We start from the raw sequence: 17,360 nt of genomic DNA, 5'->3' as shown, positions 1-17,360 counted from the left end.
GGGGTGTCTGAGGGGTGTGGGGCGGCTGTGCGGAGGCGTCCCCCGGCTCTCCGACAGCCCACCGGACGTCACGCGCGGTGTGTCACCGGCATCCCACCGTCACGCCACCGTCAGACCGCCGGCGTGCGCGACTGCCGCGGATCCCGCTTCCGTCGCGTCGAGGGCCTGCCGTATCCCGGTCGCGACGGCGGGGTGCACGGGCAGGGCGAGATGCCCGATTCCGCTCACCCGCACGTTCTGCGCGATCAGGTCGGGGTGGTCGACGCAGGCCGTCTCCAGCGGGTCCATCAGGTGGTCGAGGTCGCTCCAGAAACTGACGAAGTGCGTACGGCAGCCCGGCGCGGGCCGGGTCAGCTCCTCCAGGACGTCCGAGCCGGGGCGCATCTGGCGCACGATCGGGTGCGCGTTGGCCAGCGGCGCCACGTTCGTGCCGGAGTGCGGGGTGCCGAGCGTCACCAGCGTGCGGACCCGGAGGTCACCGCCGAGGCGCTGCACGTAGTACCGCGCGATCAGCCCGCCGAGGCTGTGCCCGACGACGTCGACCTGCCGGCTGCCGGTGCGCTCGCAGATCTCCTCTATATGTCGGCCGAGCAGTTCGGCCGCGGTGCGGATGTCGCAGGTCAGCGGTGAGTAGTTCAGCGACTCGACCTGCTGCCTGCCGTGCTGGGCGAGGCTGCGGCGCAGCAGGACGAAGACCGAGCGGTTGTCTATGAAGCCGTGCAGCAGGACGACCGGCGGTTTGGTCCGGGTGGGCAGCTGTGCCGTGCCCTCGTCCGACGCGGGGAGCGGGTCGGCGGGGCCTCGGCGCTCCTGGGTGATGCCCGAGGGATAGAGGAGGAGGTGTCCCGCGAGGATCGCGAACTCCAGCGCGGTCGCTTTCAGCAGGGCCAGGGAGAGTCCCGCCAGCCGGCTCGGCAGCAGCTTCTGGCAGAGCGGAAGAAAGGGCGACACTGCCCCGGTGACCTTCATGGCCGACCTCCTGTCGGCACGCGGAGGACGGCTCTGTCCCCCGTGTGCCCTCGTGGGAGGTCGCGACGAAGGTGGTCGGCGGTGTGCGGGCGACCTGCGGCGTGCGGGCTGTCGGTCCCGTACGCCCTTCCCGCCGTCGCCGACCCGCCGCACCACCACGTCGCGCGGCCTGCGGCGCGATGGTGCGGCGACCCCGTTGCGGCTCCCGTCGCGCGAAATATGCGCTACGAACGTGTCCCACCGTGTGATTTCCCCCTCGGTCTCCCTCGCGAAACTGCCGGTTGCGGGATGCTGGAGATAACGTTCGTTCACTTGCTGGTAGGTCGGTACCCATGCCGGTACACATGTCGGTACGGATGGATGTAGTCGCTTCATGGAGGCAGTGATGGGTGTGGCAGCCGGTCCGATCCGCGTCGTGGTGGCCAAGCCCGGGCTCGACGGGCATGACCGCGGAGCAAAGGTGATCGCGCGGGCGCTGCGCGATGCCGGTATGGAGGTCATCTACACCGGCCTCCACCAGACCCCCGAGCAGATCGTCGACACCGCGATCCAGGAAGACGCCGACGCGATCGGGCTGTCCATCCTGTCCGGCGCCCACAACACGCTCTTCGCCGCGGTGATCGACCTGCTGAAGGAGCGGGACGCGGCGGACATCCTCGTGTTCGGCGGCGGGATCATTCCGGAGGCGGACATCGCGCCGCTCAAGGAGAAGGGCGTCGCGGAGATCTTCACGCCGGGGGCCACGACGCAGGCGATCGTGGACTGGGTTCGGGTTGCGGTGCGGCAGCCGACTGAGGCGTAGGTCGGTTCAAACGCCGGACGGGCTGGATTGGGCCGGCCTGCTCTCCAATTCCTCCGCCATCCTCGCCCGCAACCGCAATGTCGTGACCAGGCGTTGGAACGCCTCCGCCCAGTAGCCGCCCGCTCCCGGTGACGCGTCCTCCGCCTCCTCCGGTATCGATGTCAGGCCCTCCAGACGGCTTGCCTGGCCCGGGTCGAGGCAGCGTTCGGCGAGGCCCATGACTCCGCTGAAGCTCCACGGGTAACTCCCGGCGTCCCGTGCGATGTCGAGCGCGTCGACCACCGCCCGCCCGAGCGGCTCGGACCACGGCACCGCGCACACCCCGAGCAACTGGAACGCCTCCGACAGACCGTGCGTCGCGATGAACCCAGCGACCCAGTCCGAGCGTTCGGCCGCGCTCAGGGTGCCGAGCAGCTTGGCGCGCTCCGCCAGGGACACCGCCCCCGGGCCGCCGGCCTCGGGCGCGGACGGCGTACCGAGCAGGGCCCGTGCCCACTCGGCGTTCCGCTGCCGTACCGCGGCCCGGCACCACGCCGCGTGCAGATCGCCGTGCCAGTCGTCGGCCACCGGCAGCGCCACGAGCTCCTGGGGCGTACGTCCGCCGAGCCGCGCGGGCCACGTCGCCAGCGGGGCCGCCTCCGCCAACTGTCCGAACCACCACGACCGTTCACCCCGGCCCGCCGGGGCCTTGGCGACCACGCCGTCGCGCTCCATGCCCGCGTCGCACTCGTGCGGGGCCTCGACGACGACCGTCGGCGTCTGTCGCATCGGGTCGACGGCCACGCACGCCCCGGCCCTGACCGCCATCCGTCCGGCGAGTGCCGAGTCAGGCAGCGCGGAGAGCAACTCCGCCGCCGTCGCCCGTACGTTGCGGCTGCGGTCGGCCAACGCCTGTTCCAGGAACGGCTCGTCCCGCGGGCCCAGACCCGACCGCAGCGAGTCGAGGAACATCAGGCGGTCCTCGGCCCGCTCCGTCGGCCAGGTCGTCGTGAGCAACTCGCGTGCGGCGGCGGGTGCGTGGGCGCGCAGGGCCGACAACAACGCGACCCGTTCGGCGAACAGGCCCTCCTGCCAGAGCCTTCGGGTGCCCTCCTCGTCGTCCGGACCGGGCAGCGCCGCGCCCCCGCCCGGCGTCGCGCGCAGGGCGAAACGCCAGTCCGGGTTCAGCCGGGCGAGCCACACCGCGCGCGCCCCCGCGAACGTCAGCGCCGCCGGCCGCAGATCCGTCCGCCCGCGCGCCGCGTCCAGCAGGGCGGGCAGCACCTGCGGGGGCGCCCCGAACCCCCGGGCGTTCGCCGCCGCGAGCCACTGCGGCAGCAGCTCCATGAGGTCGGGTGCCGTGCCCCTGCGGCCACCACCGCCCGTACCGGGGCGGTCGGCGAGCAACAGGGCCAGCCTGCGGGCCGCCGCGGCGGGCAGCGCTGGACGCGAGTCCTGCGGGGCCGGTTCCGGGCGTGCGGCCGCCTGCGCAGGCCGCAACCCGGCCCGACGGCGTACGGTCTCGACGGCCGCCGCGTCCAGCAAGGCGACCGGTGCCTGGCGAACTGGCCCGTGCGCGTGTCCATGTCCGTGCACCGGCGGGGTACGCCGGTCCGTGCCGAGCAGCGCCGCTGTGACCAGTTCTTCCCAGCTGTTCGGCGCGGACCTGCTGGTGGCAGTGGACCCCGTGCTGCTCATGCGGTTCCTCTCCGTGGAGTGTGAGTGGAGGGCTTGGGCGAGGGTGCGGGCCGTACCGGAGTCCCGGGCCGTCGGGTCAGCACAGCGTCACCGCCGCTGCCGTGCCCTCTGCCCAGGCCGTCAGCGGCGTGAAGCCTCGGTGGCCGCACTCGCCGAAGACCTTGACGGGGCTGCCGCCCGAGAGAGCGATCAGGCGCCAGAGGCCCGGGCGGGTACGGGCCGTGGGGGTGAGAGGGAGCGCGGTGTCCGTGCCGGCGTCCACGAGCTGCCAACCGTCGCCCGCCGGGGTCGGTATGACGCGGTCCAGGGTGATGGGGACCGAGTCCAGCCAGGGGTCGTCGCGCAGTGCCTCGCCGTAGCGGGCCGCGGCCTGGGTCGTCGTCACTCCCGGTGGGCGTATCCCGGCGGGTGTCGGGGGTGCGAACTGCTCGCCGAGCGCCGCCCGGGGCTGGCCCGCGCCCGGATACGCGGACACCTCCGCGTCCAGGGTCAGGCCCACCGGGAGCGCCAGTTCGGGGGCGCGGCCGGCGGCGCCGTAGGAGAGGAGCAGGGCCGTGCGGTCCGAGTCGGCGCCGTAGAGCCAGACGCGACGGGTCGTCAGGCGGGCGTCCGCCGTGTCGTACTGGGCCAGGATCAGCCAGCGGTCGCGCAGCGGCGGGCCGTCCGCCGAGTTGGGGAGGCCGATGCGGGAGCGGACCGTCGCCGCCAGGGACTCCGGCAGCCCTTCGCGGCGGAGCCAGGCCTGGTCGAGGAGGTGGAGCAGCGCGCACTCCTCCAGCAGCCGCACCGGCCAACCAGGGCCGGACGACGGGATCGCCCCCAACTCCCGTACCCGCGCGGCCAGTCCGGGCGCCTGGGCGTCGACCATGCGGGCCGCCGTCTCCTCCCACAGTGCGTACCCCGTCTGCTCCGCGCCGGCCAGGCCACCGCGCAACAGATCCGCCAGCCGCTGCTCCAACTCGGTCGCGCCCGCGGTGATCCGCTCGGCCCGGCGCTCCGCCCGCCGCCGCGCCGCCTCCGGGTCAGCGGATCCGGACGCGGAGTCGGAGTCACCCGCGGTCCGCTTCTGCTCGGTGCGTTTCCTTCTCCCCTCTATCCACTCCTGCGCCCAGTCCGGCGGCGCACCCGGCGCCACCGCGCCGTCCTCGCCCGCCCACAGCAGCAACAGCCCGAGCGCGTGTTTGCACGGGAACTTCCGGCTCGGACAACTGCACTTGTACGCGGGCCCGGAGGCGTCCGCGATGTCGACGACCGTCTGATACGGCTTGCTGCCACTGCCCTTGCACAGCCCCCACACCATCCCCTCCTCGCCGCTCCCCGCCTCGGACCACGGCCCCGCCGCCCCGAGTTTGCTCCCCGCTTTGCGTGATGCGGTGTCAGGAGCCAGTGCCAGCACCTGATCCGCGCTCCAGCGCACCCCCAGCTCAGTCATGACATCGAAGGTAGAGCCCAGCACTGACAATCGGTCCGCGAGCGGTTCGGCGGGCGGGCCGGAGCGGGTGTTTCCGCAGGTCAGATCGCGTTGTCAGTGGCATGGTGCACGGTGGACACCAGATCCGAACCGGCCGAGCTGGAGGGGGCCTCAGCCATGACTGTGTCCGTAGAACCCGCGTCCGTCCGTGCGAGCGAGAAGCCGTCGAACGAGCCGTTGCGGCCGCACGCCGAGCACGCCTTCGCCGATGAACTCGCCGCACTGGCCGCGCAGGACGACCGCCCGCGCCCGGCCCGCTGGAAGCTGTCGCCGTGGGCGGTGGCGACCTATCTGCTCGGCGGCACACTGCCGGACGGCACGGTGATCACGCCGAAGTACGTCGGCCCGCGGCGCCTCGTCGAGGTCGCCGTCACCACCCTCGCCACCGACCGCGCCCTGCTCCTGCTCGGCGTGCCCGGCACGGCCAAGACCTGGGTGTCCGAGCACCTGGCCGCCGCCGTCAGTGGTGACTCGACGCTGCTCGTACAGGGCACGGCGGGAACGCCGGAGGAGGCGATCCGGTACGGGTGGAACTACGCCCAGTTGCTCGCCCACGGCCCGAGCCGCGACGCCCTCGTGCCCAGCCCGGTCATGCGGGCCATGGCGGAGGGGATGACGGCGCGGGTGGAGGAACTGACCCGCATTCCCGCCGACGTACAGGACACGCTGATCACGATCCTTTCCGAGAAGACGCTGCCGATACCGGAGTTGGGGCAGGAGGTGCAGGCGGTCCGCGGCTTCAACCTGATCGCGACGGCCAACGACCGCGACCGCGGGGTCAACGACCTCTCCAGCGCCCTGCGCCGCCGTTTCAACACGGTGGTGCTGCCACTGCCGGAGAGCGTCGAGGCCGAGGTCGACATCGTCTCGCGCCGCGTCGACCAACTTGGCAGCTCCCTCGACCTGCCGTCCGCACCCGACGGCATCGACGAGATCCGCCGTGTCGTGACGGTCTTCCGCGAGCTGCGTGACGGGGTGACGTCCGACGGCCGTACGAAGGTGAAGTCGCCGAGCGGCACGCTGTCGACGGCGGAGGCGATCTCGGTCGTCACCAACGGACTTGCGCTGGCCGCCCACTTCGGCGACGGCGTGCTGCGGGCCGGCGACGTCGCGGCGGGCCTCCTCGGCGCGGTCGTCCGCGATCCGGCGGCCGACCGCGTGATCTGGCAGGAGTACCTGGAGGCGGTCGTGCGGGAGCGCGACGGCTGGACGGACTTCTACCGGGCCTGCCGAGAGGTGAGCGTGTGACGAACGATCTGGGGTGGGGGCGCTCCGGCGGGGGCCAGGGATCGGGCGGATCGGGTGGGAGCGGGGGAGCCGGCGGGACCGGCGGGTCCGGCGCTTCGGGGGAGTCGGGCGGCGCGGTGTGTGTGGGGTGCGTGGCTGCCGGGGGCGGTCGGGGCGACGGGCGCGGGCGCCGGGGGAGGCGTCCGGTTCGACGAGGGGAACGGGGTCGATGGGGGCGGCGGTGGCTTCGATGGCAGAGCGGGGGTCGGGGTCGTTTTCGGCAGGGTGTCCGGCGGGCGAAGTCGGTGGGTGCGGTGAGGAGGGGGACGTGGTGACGGGCCTTGAGCCTGAGCGGGGTGAAAGCGGGGCGGTCGGTGATCGGCCGTTGCTGCTGGGCGTACGGCACCACGGGCCGGGGTCGGCGCGGGCCGTGCGGGCGGCGCTGGACGCGGCCCGGCCGCGGGTCGTGCTGATCGAGGGACCGCCCGAGGCCGATTTCCTGATCCCGTTGGCCGCCGAGGAGGACATGCGGCCGCCGGTCGCCCTTCTCGCCCATGCCGTGGACGAGCCCGGCCGCTCCGCGTTCTGGCCGCTGGCCGAGTTCTCGCCGGAGTGGGTGGCCATTCGCTGGTCCCTGGAGCACGACGTACCGGCCCGTTTCATCGACCTGCCCGCGACGCACACGCTGGCATGGGAGAAGGAGCCGGAGGACGGGCCGGGCGAGACGCCGGATGAGACGCCGGACTCCGGCTCACAACAGGCCCTCGACGCCTCCATCCGGGTCGATCCGCTCGCCGTGCTCGCCGACGCAGCCGGTTACGACGACCCCGAGCGGTGGTGGGAGGACGTCGTCGAGCACCGGGGGGTGGGCGAGGGGGACGCGTTCGCGCCGTTCGCCGCGCTGGAAGAGGCCATGAGGGCGCTGCGGGAGACCTACGGCGCCGGGGGACACGACCGAGATCTCGTGCGAGAGGCGTACATGCGGCTCCAAGTGCGGGCCGCACAGCGTGAGTTCGGGGACGACGTGGCCGTGGTGTGCGGGGCCTGGCACGTGCCGGCGCTGCGGCAGCGGACGGCCGTCGCCGCCGACCGGGCGCTGGTGAAGGGGCTGCCCAAGGTCAAGGCGGACATGACGTGGGTGCCGTGGACGCACCGGAGGCTGGCGCGGGTCAGCGGATACGGGGCCGGGATCGACTCGCCGGGCTGGTACGGGCACTTGTTCAGCGCGCCGGACCGGCCGGTCGAGCGGTGGCTGACCAAGGTGGCCGGACTGCTGCGGGACCAGGACCGGTTGGTGTCCTCGGCGCATGTCATCGAGGCGGTGCGGTTGGCCGAGACGCTCGCCGCGATGCGTGGGCGTCCGCTGCCGGGGCTCGGTGAGACGACCGACGCCGTGCGCGCGGTGATGTGCGAGGGCTCGGACGTGCCGCTGGCGCTGGTGCACGACCGGTTGGTCGTGGGGGACGTGCTGGGGGAGGTGCCGCGGTCGGCGCCGGCGGTGCCGTTGCAGCGGGACCTCGACCGGATCCAGCGGAAGCTGCGGCTCAAACCGGAGGCGCTGGAGCGGGAGTTGGAGCTCGATCTGCGCAAGGAGACCGACGCCGGGCGCAGCAGGCTGCTGCATCGGCTGCGGCTGCTGGGCATCGGGTGGGGCGAGTCGACGGCCTCGCGGGGGAGCACGGGGACCTTCCGGGAGACGTGGCGGCTGCGGTGGGAACCGGAGCTGTCCGTGCGGGTGGCCGAGGCCGGGGTGTGGGGCACGACCGTGCTCGGCGCCGCGACGGCCAAGGCCGAGGCGGACGCGGTGGGTGCGCGGGGCCTCGCCGACGTCACCGGGCTCGCGGAGCGCTGCCTGCTGGCCGAACTGCCCGACGCGCTGCCGGTGGTGATGAGGGTCCTCGCCGACCGGGCCGCGCTCGACACGGACGTCGGTCATCTCGCCCAGGCCCTGCCGGCCCTGGTCCGTTCGCTGCGGTACGGCGATGTGCGCGGCACGGACACCGGGGCCCTGGCCGGGGTCGCCGCGGGCCTCGCCGAACGCGTCTTCGTCGGCCTTCCCCCGGCCTGCGCCGCCCTGGACACCGACGCGGCCGAGGAGATGCGGCGCCATCTGGACGCGGTGCACGGGGCGGTGGGGTTGTTGGCCGACGCGCCGGTGCGAGTGCGCTGCGCGGCGGACACGGCGGGCGGCACTGCGACGCAGGGAGCGGGGGAGGCGGCCGGGGCAGGGGGCGACATATCGGTTCAGGGTGATGGAGCCGCTGCCGGGGTGTCGGGCGACGGGTCCGGGTCGAATGCTGAGGGTGCGGGGGCGGTGGGCGACGTGCCTGCGCAGGGTGCCTTCGGGGTGGGGATGGCCCCGGCCGATTCTGGGGCCGATTCCAGGGCCGCAGCCCGGGACGGTGGGACTGCGTTGCGGGGGCGTTGGCATCGCGTGCTGCGGGTCCTGGGGGTGCGGGACACCGTCGCGGGGGTGGTGCGGGGGCGGGCCGTGCGGTTGCTGCTGGACGAAGGGGAGTTGGGGCAGGACGAGGCCGCGCGGCTCATGGGGCTCGTGCTGTCGCCGGGGACGGCGCCGGGGGACGCGGCCGCGTGGATCGAGGGGTTCGTGGGCGGTGGGTCCGGGGGCGGGATGCTGCTCGTGCACGACGAGCGGCTGCTCGGACTGGTCGACGCCTGGCTGACGGGGGTGCCGGCGGCCGCGTTCACGGACGTACTGCCGCTGCTGCGGCGGACGTTCTCGGCGTACGAGCCCGGGGTGCGGCGGACCCTCGGTGAACTGGTCCGGCGTGGGCCCGGACGGCCGGGGCATACGGCGGTGACCGGTGCCGGGATACCCGGCTTCGCGGCCGAGCTCGACGCCGAGCGCGCGGACGCCGTACTGCCCGTGGTGCGGCTGCTGTTGGGACTGGACGCCGTGGACGGCGTGAACGGCATGGCCAAGGACGCGGACGACAACCTTGTGGGGGTGGCTCGATGAGGACCGACGGGCGGGCGCAGGCGGGGGAGCGGGGCGATGCGGTGGACGCCGATGGGCGCGCGCCCGGTCGCAAGTGCGGGCAGCGGACGGCGACTTACCGTCGGCCGGTGACGACCGTGACGGTGGTGCCGCTGTGGGACCGGCGCCGTACGGAGGTGCGCGGATGAGCACCGGGACGACGGACACGGGAGCGGGAACGAGAGCCTCGGCGGGTGCGGCAACGGGGGCCCCGATGGCCCCGGACCCGACCCAGGAGCGGCTTCGGCGGTGGCGGCTCGTGCTCGGGGGTGACGCGGCCGACGGCACCGGATGCACGTTGTCGGGGCAGGACGCGGCGATGGACGGGGCGTTGGGCGCGCTGTACGGGAGAGGCGAGGGGCAGGCGAAGTCGGGGCGGGATCGTTCGGCGGGGCTGGGGGCGTCGGCGCCGTCGGTGGCGCGTTGGCTCGGGGACATCCGGACGTACTTCCCCTCCTCCGTCGTGCAGGTGATGCAGCGGGACGCCATCGACCGGCTCGGGCTGTCCGCGCTGCTGCTCGAACCGGAGATGCTGGAGGCGGTGGAGGCCGACGTGCACCTGGTCGGCACGCTGCTCTCCCTCAACAAGGCGATGCCGGAGACGACGAAGGAGACGGCATGGGCGGTCGTACGCAAGGTGGTCCAGGACCTGGAGAAGCGGCTCGCCACCCGCACCCGGGCCACGCTCTCCGGCGCCCTGGACCGCAGCGCCCGTATCAACCGGCCGCGTCACCACGACATCGACTGGAACCGCACGATCGCGGCCAACCTCAAGCACTACCTGCCGGAGTACGGCACGATCGTGCCCGAGCGGCTCATCGGGTACGGGCGTGCCTCCCAGTCGGTGAAGAAAGAGGTCGTCCTCTGCATCGACCAGTCGGGGTCGATGGCGGCGTCCGTCGTCTACGCGTCGGTGTTCGGGGCGGTCCTCGCGTCCATGCGGTCGATCAGCACCCGGCTGGTCGTCTTCGACACGGCGGTCGTCGACCTCACCGACCAGCTCGACGACCCGGTCGACGTGCTGTTCGGCACCCAGCTCGGCGGCGGCACGGACATCAACCGGGCGCTCGCCTACTGCCAGTCCCAGATAACTCGCCCTGCCGAGACGGTGGTCGTGCTGATCAGCGACCTCTACGAAGGGGGGATACGGGACGAGATGCTGAAGCGGGTCGCGGCGATGAAGGCGTCGGGGGTGCAGTTCGTGGCGTTGCTCGCGCTGTCGGACGAGGGGGCGCCGGCCTACGACAGGGAGCATGCGGCGGCGTTGGCCGCGCTGGGCGCACCGGCGTTCGCGTGCACGCCGGACCTCTTCCCGGAGGTGATGGCGGCGGCGATCGAGAAGCGGCCGATACCGGTGCCGGACACGGCGTGAGGGTTCGGCAACTCGTGCGCGAGGCGGGCGACTTGGTGGGCGACTTGTCGATCCGTTGACACCGGCGCGGGCAGCAAAACGGACATGAGTGTCCATCGGTAACAGGGGGCTTGCGCAACCTCGGCAGGGGCGTGCAAGGATCGACGCCCGCCAGCGGTGCGCATGAGTCGCCCGCCCGTACGGGAGGACCCGCCCCCACTTGAACCGGCCCGCAGCACTGCCCGGTGCCGCTCTGCGCGTGATGCGCACGGCGGTTGGGCGGCGTGCGCTGCAAGTGGCGTTACTGGTGGGCGGGTTGTTCGCGGTCGGGCTCCTCTGCGGAGAGCAGGCACAGGCGGCGGACGGGGTGACCTCGGGATCGTCGGTGCGGCCGTTGACGGTGCATGTGGTGGGGCAGTTGCTCAAGCCGCGGGCGCCGGCTGGAGTCAGGCCCTTGAAGCCGCCGAGGCCGACGGAGCTGCCGAGGCCGCCGAAGTCGACGGAGTCGCCGAGGCGGGTCAAGCCGGTCGCGGTGGCCGATCACGTCGTGCAGTCCGTGAACGGCGGGGTCCTGGAGCCGGTCGGCGGAGTCGTGCAGGCGGTCACCGACGAGCTGGGCGAGGTGACCGCGCAGATACCGCCGCTGTCGTCGTTGCCGATCCTCTCCTCGCTCCCGGACCTCCCTGCGCTGCCCACGCTCCCCACCCTGCCCACGCAGCCGGAGCCTCCCGAAGCGCCGGGACAGACGTTGCCCGCCCCCACCCCCGCGCCCGTCGTGCAGGCGCCTCAGCCGGACGGCGCCGGGCACACGACAGGCAGGGTCCCGGGTAAGGACAACGGCAAGGCCAGGGGACGGAGCGGCTCGGCCGAGGTCGGATCGACGACGTACGGCCCGCTGCTCGTCGTCGATGCCGGTGCCGTCGGGCATGTTTCGGCGCCGAGCCGTGGTCAGCGGGTTGCCGGTGCCGGGTACGCGCCCGTGCACCAGGCGCCGGGCGGTGACCCGAGCGATGGTGCGGCGGGCAGCCGTTCGGGTGTCGACGGTGGTTCCTCGCGGCACGGTGACGCGCATGCGGTCGCGCTGACTCACCGGGTGCCGTTGCGGTTCGTGGCCGGTGCCGCCGGGCGGTCCGGGGCGGCCGAGATCCGGGACAGGCACCGGGACATTCCGGTCTCCCCCGCGTAGAGCGGTCTCCCACGGCACTCAGGACCCTCCCGGCTCCTCTGCTGCTCCCTCCCTTGCTGTCCCCTCCCCTTTCTTTCTGCTTCCTGTTCTTTCTGCTTCCTGCTGCCTGCCGCCGTTCACGACTCCGCGGGTCCTGAGCAAGGACGACCGAAAACCGTCGGTCGGTCCTGCTGACATCCCGCGGTCGGGGCGGGTGATTCCCATTGGGGTGGGCGTCACCCGTTCCGCGCCCCTCGGGGCGGTACCAGGGGCCCCACCGGGTCAACCCCAGCCTGGTGGGGCCTCACTCGCGGCACGGCGTGCCAGTGAGCACGGCATCATGTGACAGGTATCACCGCTCAGGTGTGACCCTCGATTTAGGGGCCCTCCGCAAGCAGCGATAACCTGCGAGACGGACATGCCGCGCGCTCGGTCACCGTGTGCGCCTCCCTTGTGACAGCGGACGTCACGTTGCCCTTCGCGGCACGCCCACGCATCCAACGAACCGCGAGATCACTGAGGACGGAAGCGCGTGGACCTGTTCGAGTATCAGGCGAGGGACCTCTTCGCCAAGCACGATGTACCGGTGCTGGCCGGTGAAGTCATCGACACGCCTGAGGCGGCCCGCGCAGCCACCGAGCGGCTCGGTGGCAAGTCCGTCGTCAAGGCCCAGGTGAAGGTCGGCGGCCGTGGCAAGGCCGGTGGCGTGAAGCTCGCCGCCACCCCGGACGAGGCCGTCGCGCGTGCGACGGACATCCTCGGCATGGACATCAAGGGCCACACGGTCCACAAGGTGATGATCGCCGAGACCGCGCCCGAGATCCTGGAGGAGTACTACGTCTCCTTCCTTCTCGACCGCACCAACCGCACCTTCCTCGCCATGGCGTCCGTCCAGGGCGGCGTGGAGATCGAGGTCGTCGCGGAGGAGAACCCCGAGGCCCTCGCGAAGGTCCCGGTCGACGCCAACGAGGGTGTCTCGATCGAGAAGGCCCGCGAGATCGTCGCGCAGGCGAAGTTCCCGGCCGACGTGGCCGAGCAGGTCGCCGAGATCCTGGTGACGCTGTGGGACACCTTCGTCAAGGAGGACGCCCTCCTGGTCGAGGTCAACCCGCTCGCCAAGGTCGCCTCCGGCAAGGTCATCGCCCTTGACGGCAAGGTCTCCCTCGACGAGAACGCCGAGTTCCGCCAGCCGGAGCACGAGGCGCTCGAGGACAAGGACTCGGCCAACCCGCTCGAGGCCGCGGCCAAGGCCAAGAACCTCAACTACGTCAAGCTCGACGGCGAGGTCGGCATCATCGGCAACGGCGCGGGTCTCGTCATGAGCACCCTCGACGTCGTCGCGTACGCCGGTGAGGCGCACGGTGGGGTCAAGCCCGCCAACTTCCTCGACATCGGCGGCGGCGCGTCCGCGGCCGTGATGGCGAACGGCCTGGAGATCATCCTCGGCGACCCGGACGTCAAGTCCGTCTTCGTCAACGTCTTCGGCGGCATCACCGCCTGCGACGAGGTGGCCAACGGCATCGTCCAGGCGCTGCAGCTGCTCGCGGACAAGGGCGAGGACGTCACCAAGCCGCTGGTCGTCCGTCTCGACGGCAACAACGCCGAGCTGGGTCGCAAGATCCTCTCCGACGCCAACCACCCGCTGGTCCAGCGCGTGGACACCATGGACGGCGCGGCCGACAAGGCCGCCGAGCTCGCGGCTGCGAAGTAAGGGACGAGGGACTAACAGCCATGGCTATCTTCCTCAACAAGGACAGCAAGGTCATCGTCCAGGGCATGACCGGTGCCACGGGCATGAAGCACACCAAGCTCATGCTGGCCGACGGCACGAACATCGTCGGCGGCGTGAACCCGCGTAAGGCGGGCACGTCCGTCGACTTCGACGGCACCGAGATCCCGGTCTTCGGCACGGTCGCCGAGGCGATCGAGAAGACGGGCGCGAACGTATCCGTCCTCTTCGTACCGCCGGCCTTCTCCAAGGCCGCCGTCGTCGAGGCCATCGACGCCGAGATCCCGCTCGCGGTCGTCATCACCGAGGGCATCGCCGTCCACGACTCGGCCGCGTTCTACGCGTACGCGGTCGCGAAGGGCAACAAGACGCGCATCATCGGTCCGAACTGCCCGGGTCTGATCACCCCCGGCCAGTCGAACGCCGGCATCATCCCGGGCGACATCACGAAGCCGGGCCGTATCGGCCTGGTCTCGAAGTCCGGCACGCTGACGTACCAGATGATGTACGAGCTCCGTGACATCGGCTTCTCGTCGGCGGTGGGCATCGGTGGCGACCCCGTCATCGGCACCACCCACATCGACGCTCTGGCCGCCTTCGAGGCCGACCCCGACACCGACCTGATCGTGATGATCGGTGAGATCGGTGGCGACGCGGAGGAGCGGGCCGCGGACTTCATCGCGAAGAACGTGACCAAGCCGGTCGTCGGTTACGTCGCGGGCTTCACCGCGCCCGAGGGCAAGACGATGGGCCACGCCGGCGCCATCGTCTCCGGCTCCTCCGGTACGGCCGCGGCGAAGAAGGAGGCCCTTGAGGCCGCGGGCGTCAAGGTCGGCAAGACGCCGACCGAGACGGCCAAGCTCGCGCGCGAGATCTTGGGCGGCTGAGGTCAGCTAGCTGAACGTTGATGGGCTCGTTCTGTGGGTTGGGGCGGGCCCATCGGCGTGTTGTCGGGCGGGTGCGGGTTCGTTGTGGCTGGTCGCGCAGTTCCCCGCGCCCCTAAAAGATGGGGCGTCCGAGCCGACCTGCTTTTAAGGGGCGCGGGGACCTGCGCGACCAGCCCCACCGGGCCGCGGCTAACGACTCAGCGGAAGCAGTCTCTCGGGTCCGCTCGTCATCTCGCCGTGCAGCTTCTCCCGGAGCTCGATCTCCTCGTCCGACAAAGAACCCGGCGCCACCTGCGGTGGCACACCCTGCACCTCCGCCCCGGGGGCGATCGGTGGCTCGTAGTGCGTGGGAGCCGTCCGCACCGTGAGGGCCGTCGTGCCGATCAGGGCGATGGTGAACGCGATCGCCGCCCGCGTCCAGAAACGTGCCCTCCGCTCACTCCCGATCCGCACCGCCGGCGGCCGAGCCGCGCGCAGCCGCTCCGTCGCGGCAACCTCGGCCAGCCGCCGATGCAGCACCGCGGGGTCCGCCAACTCCGGCAACCGCGCGGCCAGCGCCTCGCGCGCGTGCAGCAGCCGGTTGGCCGTCGCCGGCGTGCTCGCCTCCGTCTCCGCCGCCGTCTCGGGCAAGTCGAGGCCGACACCGTCGTAGAGCATGAGGGTGCGGCGGTGCGGGGCCGGGAGTTTGAGGAGGGCGGTCAGCAAGGCGCGGTCGGCCGCGTCGGGGGGTGGCGGCTCGGGGTGGCGGTAGCGCGGGCGGAGGCGGTGCCAGGGGGAGAGCGCGTATTCGTACGCCGTCGCCCGCACCCAGCCCGCCGGGTCCCGGTCGACCGCCACCTCGGGCCAGCGCTGCCAGGCGAGTTGAAAGGCCCGCTCGACCGACTCGCGCGCGAGTTCGCGGCGGCCGGTGAGGAGATAGGCCTGGCGTACGAGGGCGGGGGCGCAGAACGCGTAGAGCGCGTCGAAGGCCTGAGTGGGCGTCAGGGGGGTGGCAGGTTCGGTGGCGGGCACGGCGGCGGGCTCCGGCACTGACTCCGGCACCGGCTCCGGCGCTGACTCTGGCTCCGGCTTTGACTTCGGCTTCTGTGGCTTTTCCAGAGACACCGTCACCGGCCGGGGATTCGGCGGCTCCTGACGGGGAGTCGGGCATTCGAGCGAAGCCAGCAGTTTCGCGTACGCCTCCCGTTTGTCGCCGCGTGGAGTCGTGCGGCCTGTCTCCCAGGAGCGGACGGTCTCGCGCGAGACGCCGACCCGTTCGGCGACCTGAGCCTGCGTCAGCGAGCCGGACTCGCGAAGGCGTCGGCGTTCCTTGGGTGAGGGGAGGGGAGTTGCAGGGCTCTGCGTCACAGGACGCCCCTTCGTACGAAAAAGTACATAAATATATATTGGGCGACACTTCGGAGGTTCGCCTGTTACGACGAAAAAGCGCGTGTCGTTGGGAGCATGACGGGCGTGATCCAGATGACCGCTCGTCGATCGCCGTTGTCGTCCCTGCTCACCCGGATGCTCGACCGATCACCCGGACTGGCTGCCAGCCTCCTGGGTGGTGTGCTCGCGGCCGGCCTCGGGCTGGGGTCGTTCGCCGTGCTCGTGATGGTGCTGTGGATCAGTTCGCCGTATCCCGACAGCGGGCCCGGGGGCGCGCTGCATGTCGCGGCGGCGCTGTGGCTGCTCGCGCACGGTGCCGAACTGGTCCGTACCGACACGCTCTCCGGCGTTCCCGCGCCGGTCGGTGTCACCCCCTTGCTGTTGCTCGCGGTGCCCGTGTGGCTGGTGCATCGGGCGGCGCGGGATGCCGTCGACGGGGGCGGGGGAGCGGGCGACGGTGTGGATGGGGACGAGGGGGAGGGCGGGGACGGTGATCGGCCGCTGGTGGCCGGGCGTACGGCGTGGGTCGGGGTCGTGGTCGGGTATCTCGGCGTGGGGACGGCTGCCGCGCTGTACGCGTCCGGCGGGGAGTTGCGGCCCTCGTGGGCGTGGACCGTGGTGTGTCTGCCGACGGTGGTCGTGGTGGCGGCGGGGGTGGGGGTGTGGACGGCGTACGGGCGTCCGCGGGATGTCGCCGACGGGGTGCTGATTCTGTTGCCGGGGTCGTTGCGGCGGCTGGTGCTCGGGGTGGAGGCACGGGAACGGCTCGGGGTGGCCGTGCGGGGTGGGCTGGCCGGGGTGGCGGTGCTTGTCGGGGGTGGGGCGTTGTTGCTCGGGGGCTCGCTGGTGTGGCACGGCGGGGTGGTTCGGGGGTCGTTTCTGCAGTTGACGGAGGGGTGGTCGGGGCGGTTCGCGGTGCTGTTGCTGTGTGTGGCGTTGGTGCCGAACGCGGTGGTGTGGGCGGTGGGGTACGGGGTGGGGCCGGGGTTCGTGCTGGGGGCGGGGCATGTGGTGGGGCCGTTGGCGTCCGATCCCGCGCCGTTGCTGCCGCCGTTTCCGTTGTTGGCCGCGGTGCCGGGGGTGGGGGGCGGGGGGCCGTTGGAGTGGGCGGTGGGGGTGGTGCCGGTCGTTGCGGGCGTGGTGATGGGGTGGTTCGTGGGGCGGGGGGCCGGTGTCGGGGGCGGGGGTGAGAGGTGGTCGCGGGGGCGGACTGCTGGGGTTTGTGGGGTGGCGGCGGTGCTGGGTGGGGGGATGGTCGCGGTTCTGGCGGGGCTTGCGGGTGGGCGGCTCGGGGTGGGGGCGTTGGCTCAGTTCGGGCCGGTGTGGTGGCAGGTGGGTGGGGTGGCGGTTGTGTGGATGGCGGGGGTGGGGGTGCCGGTCGCGTTGGGGGTTCGTGGGTGGCGGGGGCGTGAGGTTGGGGCGGGGTTTCGGGTGGGTGCGGTGGTGGGGTGGCTGGGGATTCGGAAGGGGGGTGGGGAGGTGCGAGGAGCGGGGGCCTGTGAGGAAGGGGCTGCTGCGGCTGAGGGGCCGGTGGTTCAGGGGGCTGTCGTGGCCGCGTTGCTGCGGGATCAGCGGAGCGATGATGCGTTGGAGCCGTATGACCTGTTGCCGGTCGAGCCGGTGGAGGGGGGTTGGCACGATGACGCTGCGCGGGAGGCTCGGTGGGCGGCGCTTCGGGAGGCGGCGGATGGTTCTGACGGGGGTTGATCGCCCCCG

The 17,360-nt window shown here is 72.4% G+C and carries 13 protein-coding genes; 9 read left to right on the top strand and 4 right to left on the bottom strand.

Translation table 11 applies throughout. The features are described from left to right. Positions 1-99: 99 nt before the first annotated feature. Positions 100-969 carry a lipase family alpha/beta hydrolase gene (locus tag ACIP6U_RS06995; protein ID WP_401713882.1) on the bottom strand — a complete coding sequence of 290 codons (870 nt, stop codon included), beginning with the start codon at positions 967-969 and terminating at the stop codon, positions 100-102. A 385-nt stretch (positions 970-1,354) separates the two neighbouring features. On the opposite strand from ACIP6U_RS06995, the gene ACIP6U_RS06990 reads away from it, so the two are divergent. Continuing rightward, positions 1,355-1,771, top strand: a complete 417-nt coding sequence (locus ACIP6U_RS06990; RefSeq protein ID WP_401713880.1) for a cobalamin B12-binding domain-containing protein — start codon at positions 1,355-1,357, stop codon at positions 1,769-1,771. A 6-nt stretch (positions 1,772-1,777) separates the two neighbouring features. Here ACIP6U_RS06990 and ACIP6U_RS06985 read toward each other — a convergent pair whose 3' ends face one another. Beyond that, complete coding sequence (locus ACIP6U_RS06985; protein ID WP_401713878.1) at positions 1,778-3,448, bottom strand: DUF5691 domain-containing protein; 1,671 nt, start codon at positions 3,446-3,448, stop codon at positions 1,778-1,780. A gap of 76 nt (positions 3,449-3,524) precedes the next feature. Then, positions 3,525-4,880 carry an SWIM zinc finger family protein gene (locus tag ACIP6U_RS06980; protein ID WP_401713876.1) on the bottom strand — a complete coding sequence of 452 codons (1,356 nt, stop codon included), beginning with the start codon at positions 4,878-4,880 and terminating at the stop codon, positions 3,525-3,527. A gap of 156 nt (positions 4,881-5,036) precedes the next feature. Between ACIP6U_RS06980 and ACIP6U_RS06975 the strand changes: the two genes are divergently transcribed. The 7 genes from ACIP6U_RS06975 (at position 5,037) to sucD (ending at position 14,276) form a co-directional block, all read left to right on the top strand. Then, the gene (locus ACIP6U_RS06975) at positions 5,037-6,167 is read left to right on the top strand and encodes an AAA family ATPase (RefSeq protein WP_401713874.1); all 1,131 of its coding nucleotides are present in this window, start codon (positions 5,037-5,039) and stop codon (positions 6,165-6,167) included. A 310-nt stretch (positions 6,168-6,477) separates the two neighbouring features. After that, a complete protein-coding gene (locus ACIP6U_RS06970; protein ID WP_401714424.1) occupies positions 6,478-9,126 on the top strand; it encodes a DUF5682 family protein in 2,649 nt (882 codons plus the stop codon). Continuing rightward, positions 9,123-9,293, top strand: coding sequence for a hypothetical protein (locus ACIP6U_RS06965; protein WP_401713872.1), 171 nt, complete (start codon positions 9,123-9,125; stop codon positions 9,291-9,293). The genes ACIP6U_RS06970 and ACIP6U_RS06965 overlap by 4 nt, the downstream gene beginning before the upstream one ends. A 65-nt stretch (positions 9,294-9,358) precedes the next feature. Then, positions 9,359-10,516 (top strand): VWA domain-containing protein, encoded by a 1,158-nt coding sequence (locus tag ACIP6U_RS06960; protein ID WP_401713870.1) that lies wholly within the window; start codon positions 9,359-9,361, stop codon positions 10,514-10,516. Positions 10,517-10,715: 199 nt separating this feature from the next. Next, complete coding sequence (locus ACIP6U_RS06955) at positions 10,716-11,681, top strand: hypothetical protein (RefSeq protein ID WP_401713868.1); 966 nt, start codon at positions 10,716-10,718, stop codon at positions 11,679-11,681. A 511-nt stretch (positions 11,682-12,192) separates the two neighbouring features. After that, positions 12,193-13,371 carry an ADP-forming succinate--CoA ligase subunit beta gene (sucC, locus tag ACIP6U_RS06950; protein ID WP_401713866.1) on the top strand — a complete coding sequence of 393 codons (1,179 nt, stop codon included), beginning with the start codon at positions 12,193-12,195 and terminating at the stop codon, positions 13,369-13,371. A gap of 20 nt (positions 13,372-13,391) precedes the next feature. Next, positions 13,392-14,276, top strand: coding sequence for a succinate--CoA ligase subunit alpha (gene sucD / locus ACIP6U_RS06945; RefSeq protein ID WP_401713864.1), 885 nt, complete (start codon positions 13,392-13,394; stop codon positions 14,274-14,276). A gap of 189 nt (positions 14,277-14,465) precedes the next feature. On the opposite strand, the gene ACIP6U_RS06940 is transcribed toward sucD, so the two are convergent. Further along, complete coding sequence (locus ACIP6U_RS06940; protein ID WP_401713862.1) at positions 14,466-15,623, bottom strand: helix-turn-helix domain-containing protein; 1,158 nt, start codon at positions 15,621-15,623, stop codon at positions 14,466-14,468. Positions 15,624-15,719: 96 nt separating this feature from the next. On the opposite strand from ACIP6U_RS06940, the gene ACIP6U_RS06935 reads away from it, so the two are divergent. Then, positions 15,720-17,351: a DUF6350 family protein gene (locus ACIP6U_RS06935; protein ID WP_401713860.1), complete on the top strand. Its 1,632-nt coding sequence runs from the start codon at positions 15,720-15,722 to the stop codon at positions 17,349-17,351. Positions 17,352-17,360 lie beyond the last annotated feature (9 nt).

Source organism: Streptomyces sp. NPDC088794 (assembly GCF_044750545.1).
Lineage (GTDB): Bacteria > Actinomycetota > Actinomycetes > Streptomycetales > Streptomycetaceae > Streptomyces.
Note: the sequence above shows the minus strand (reverse complement) of the source record. Positions and strands in the feature narration are given on the sequence as shown.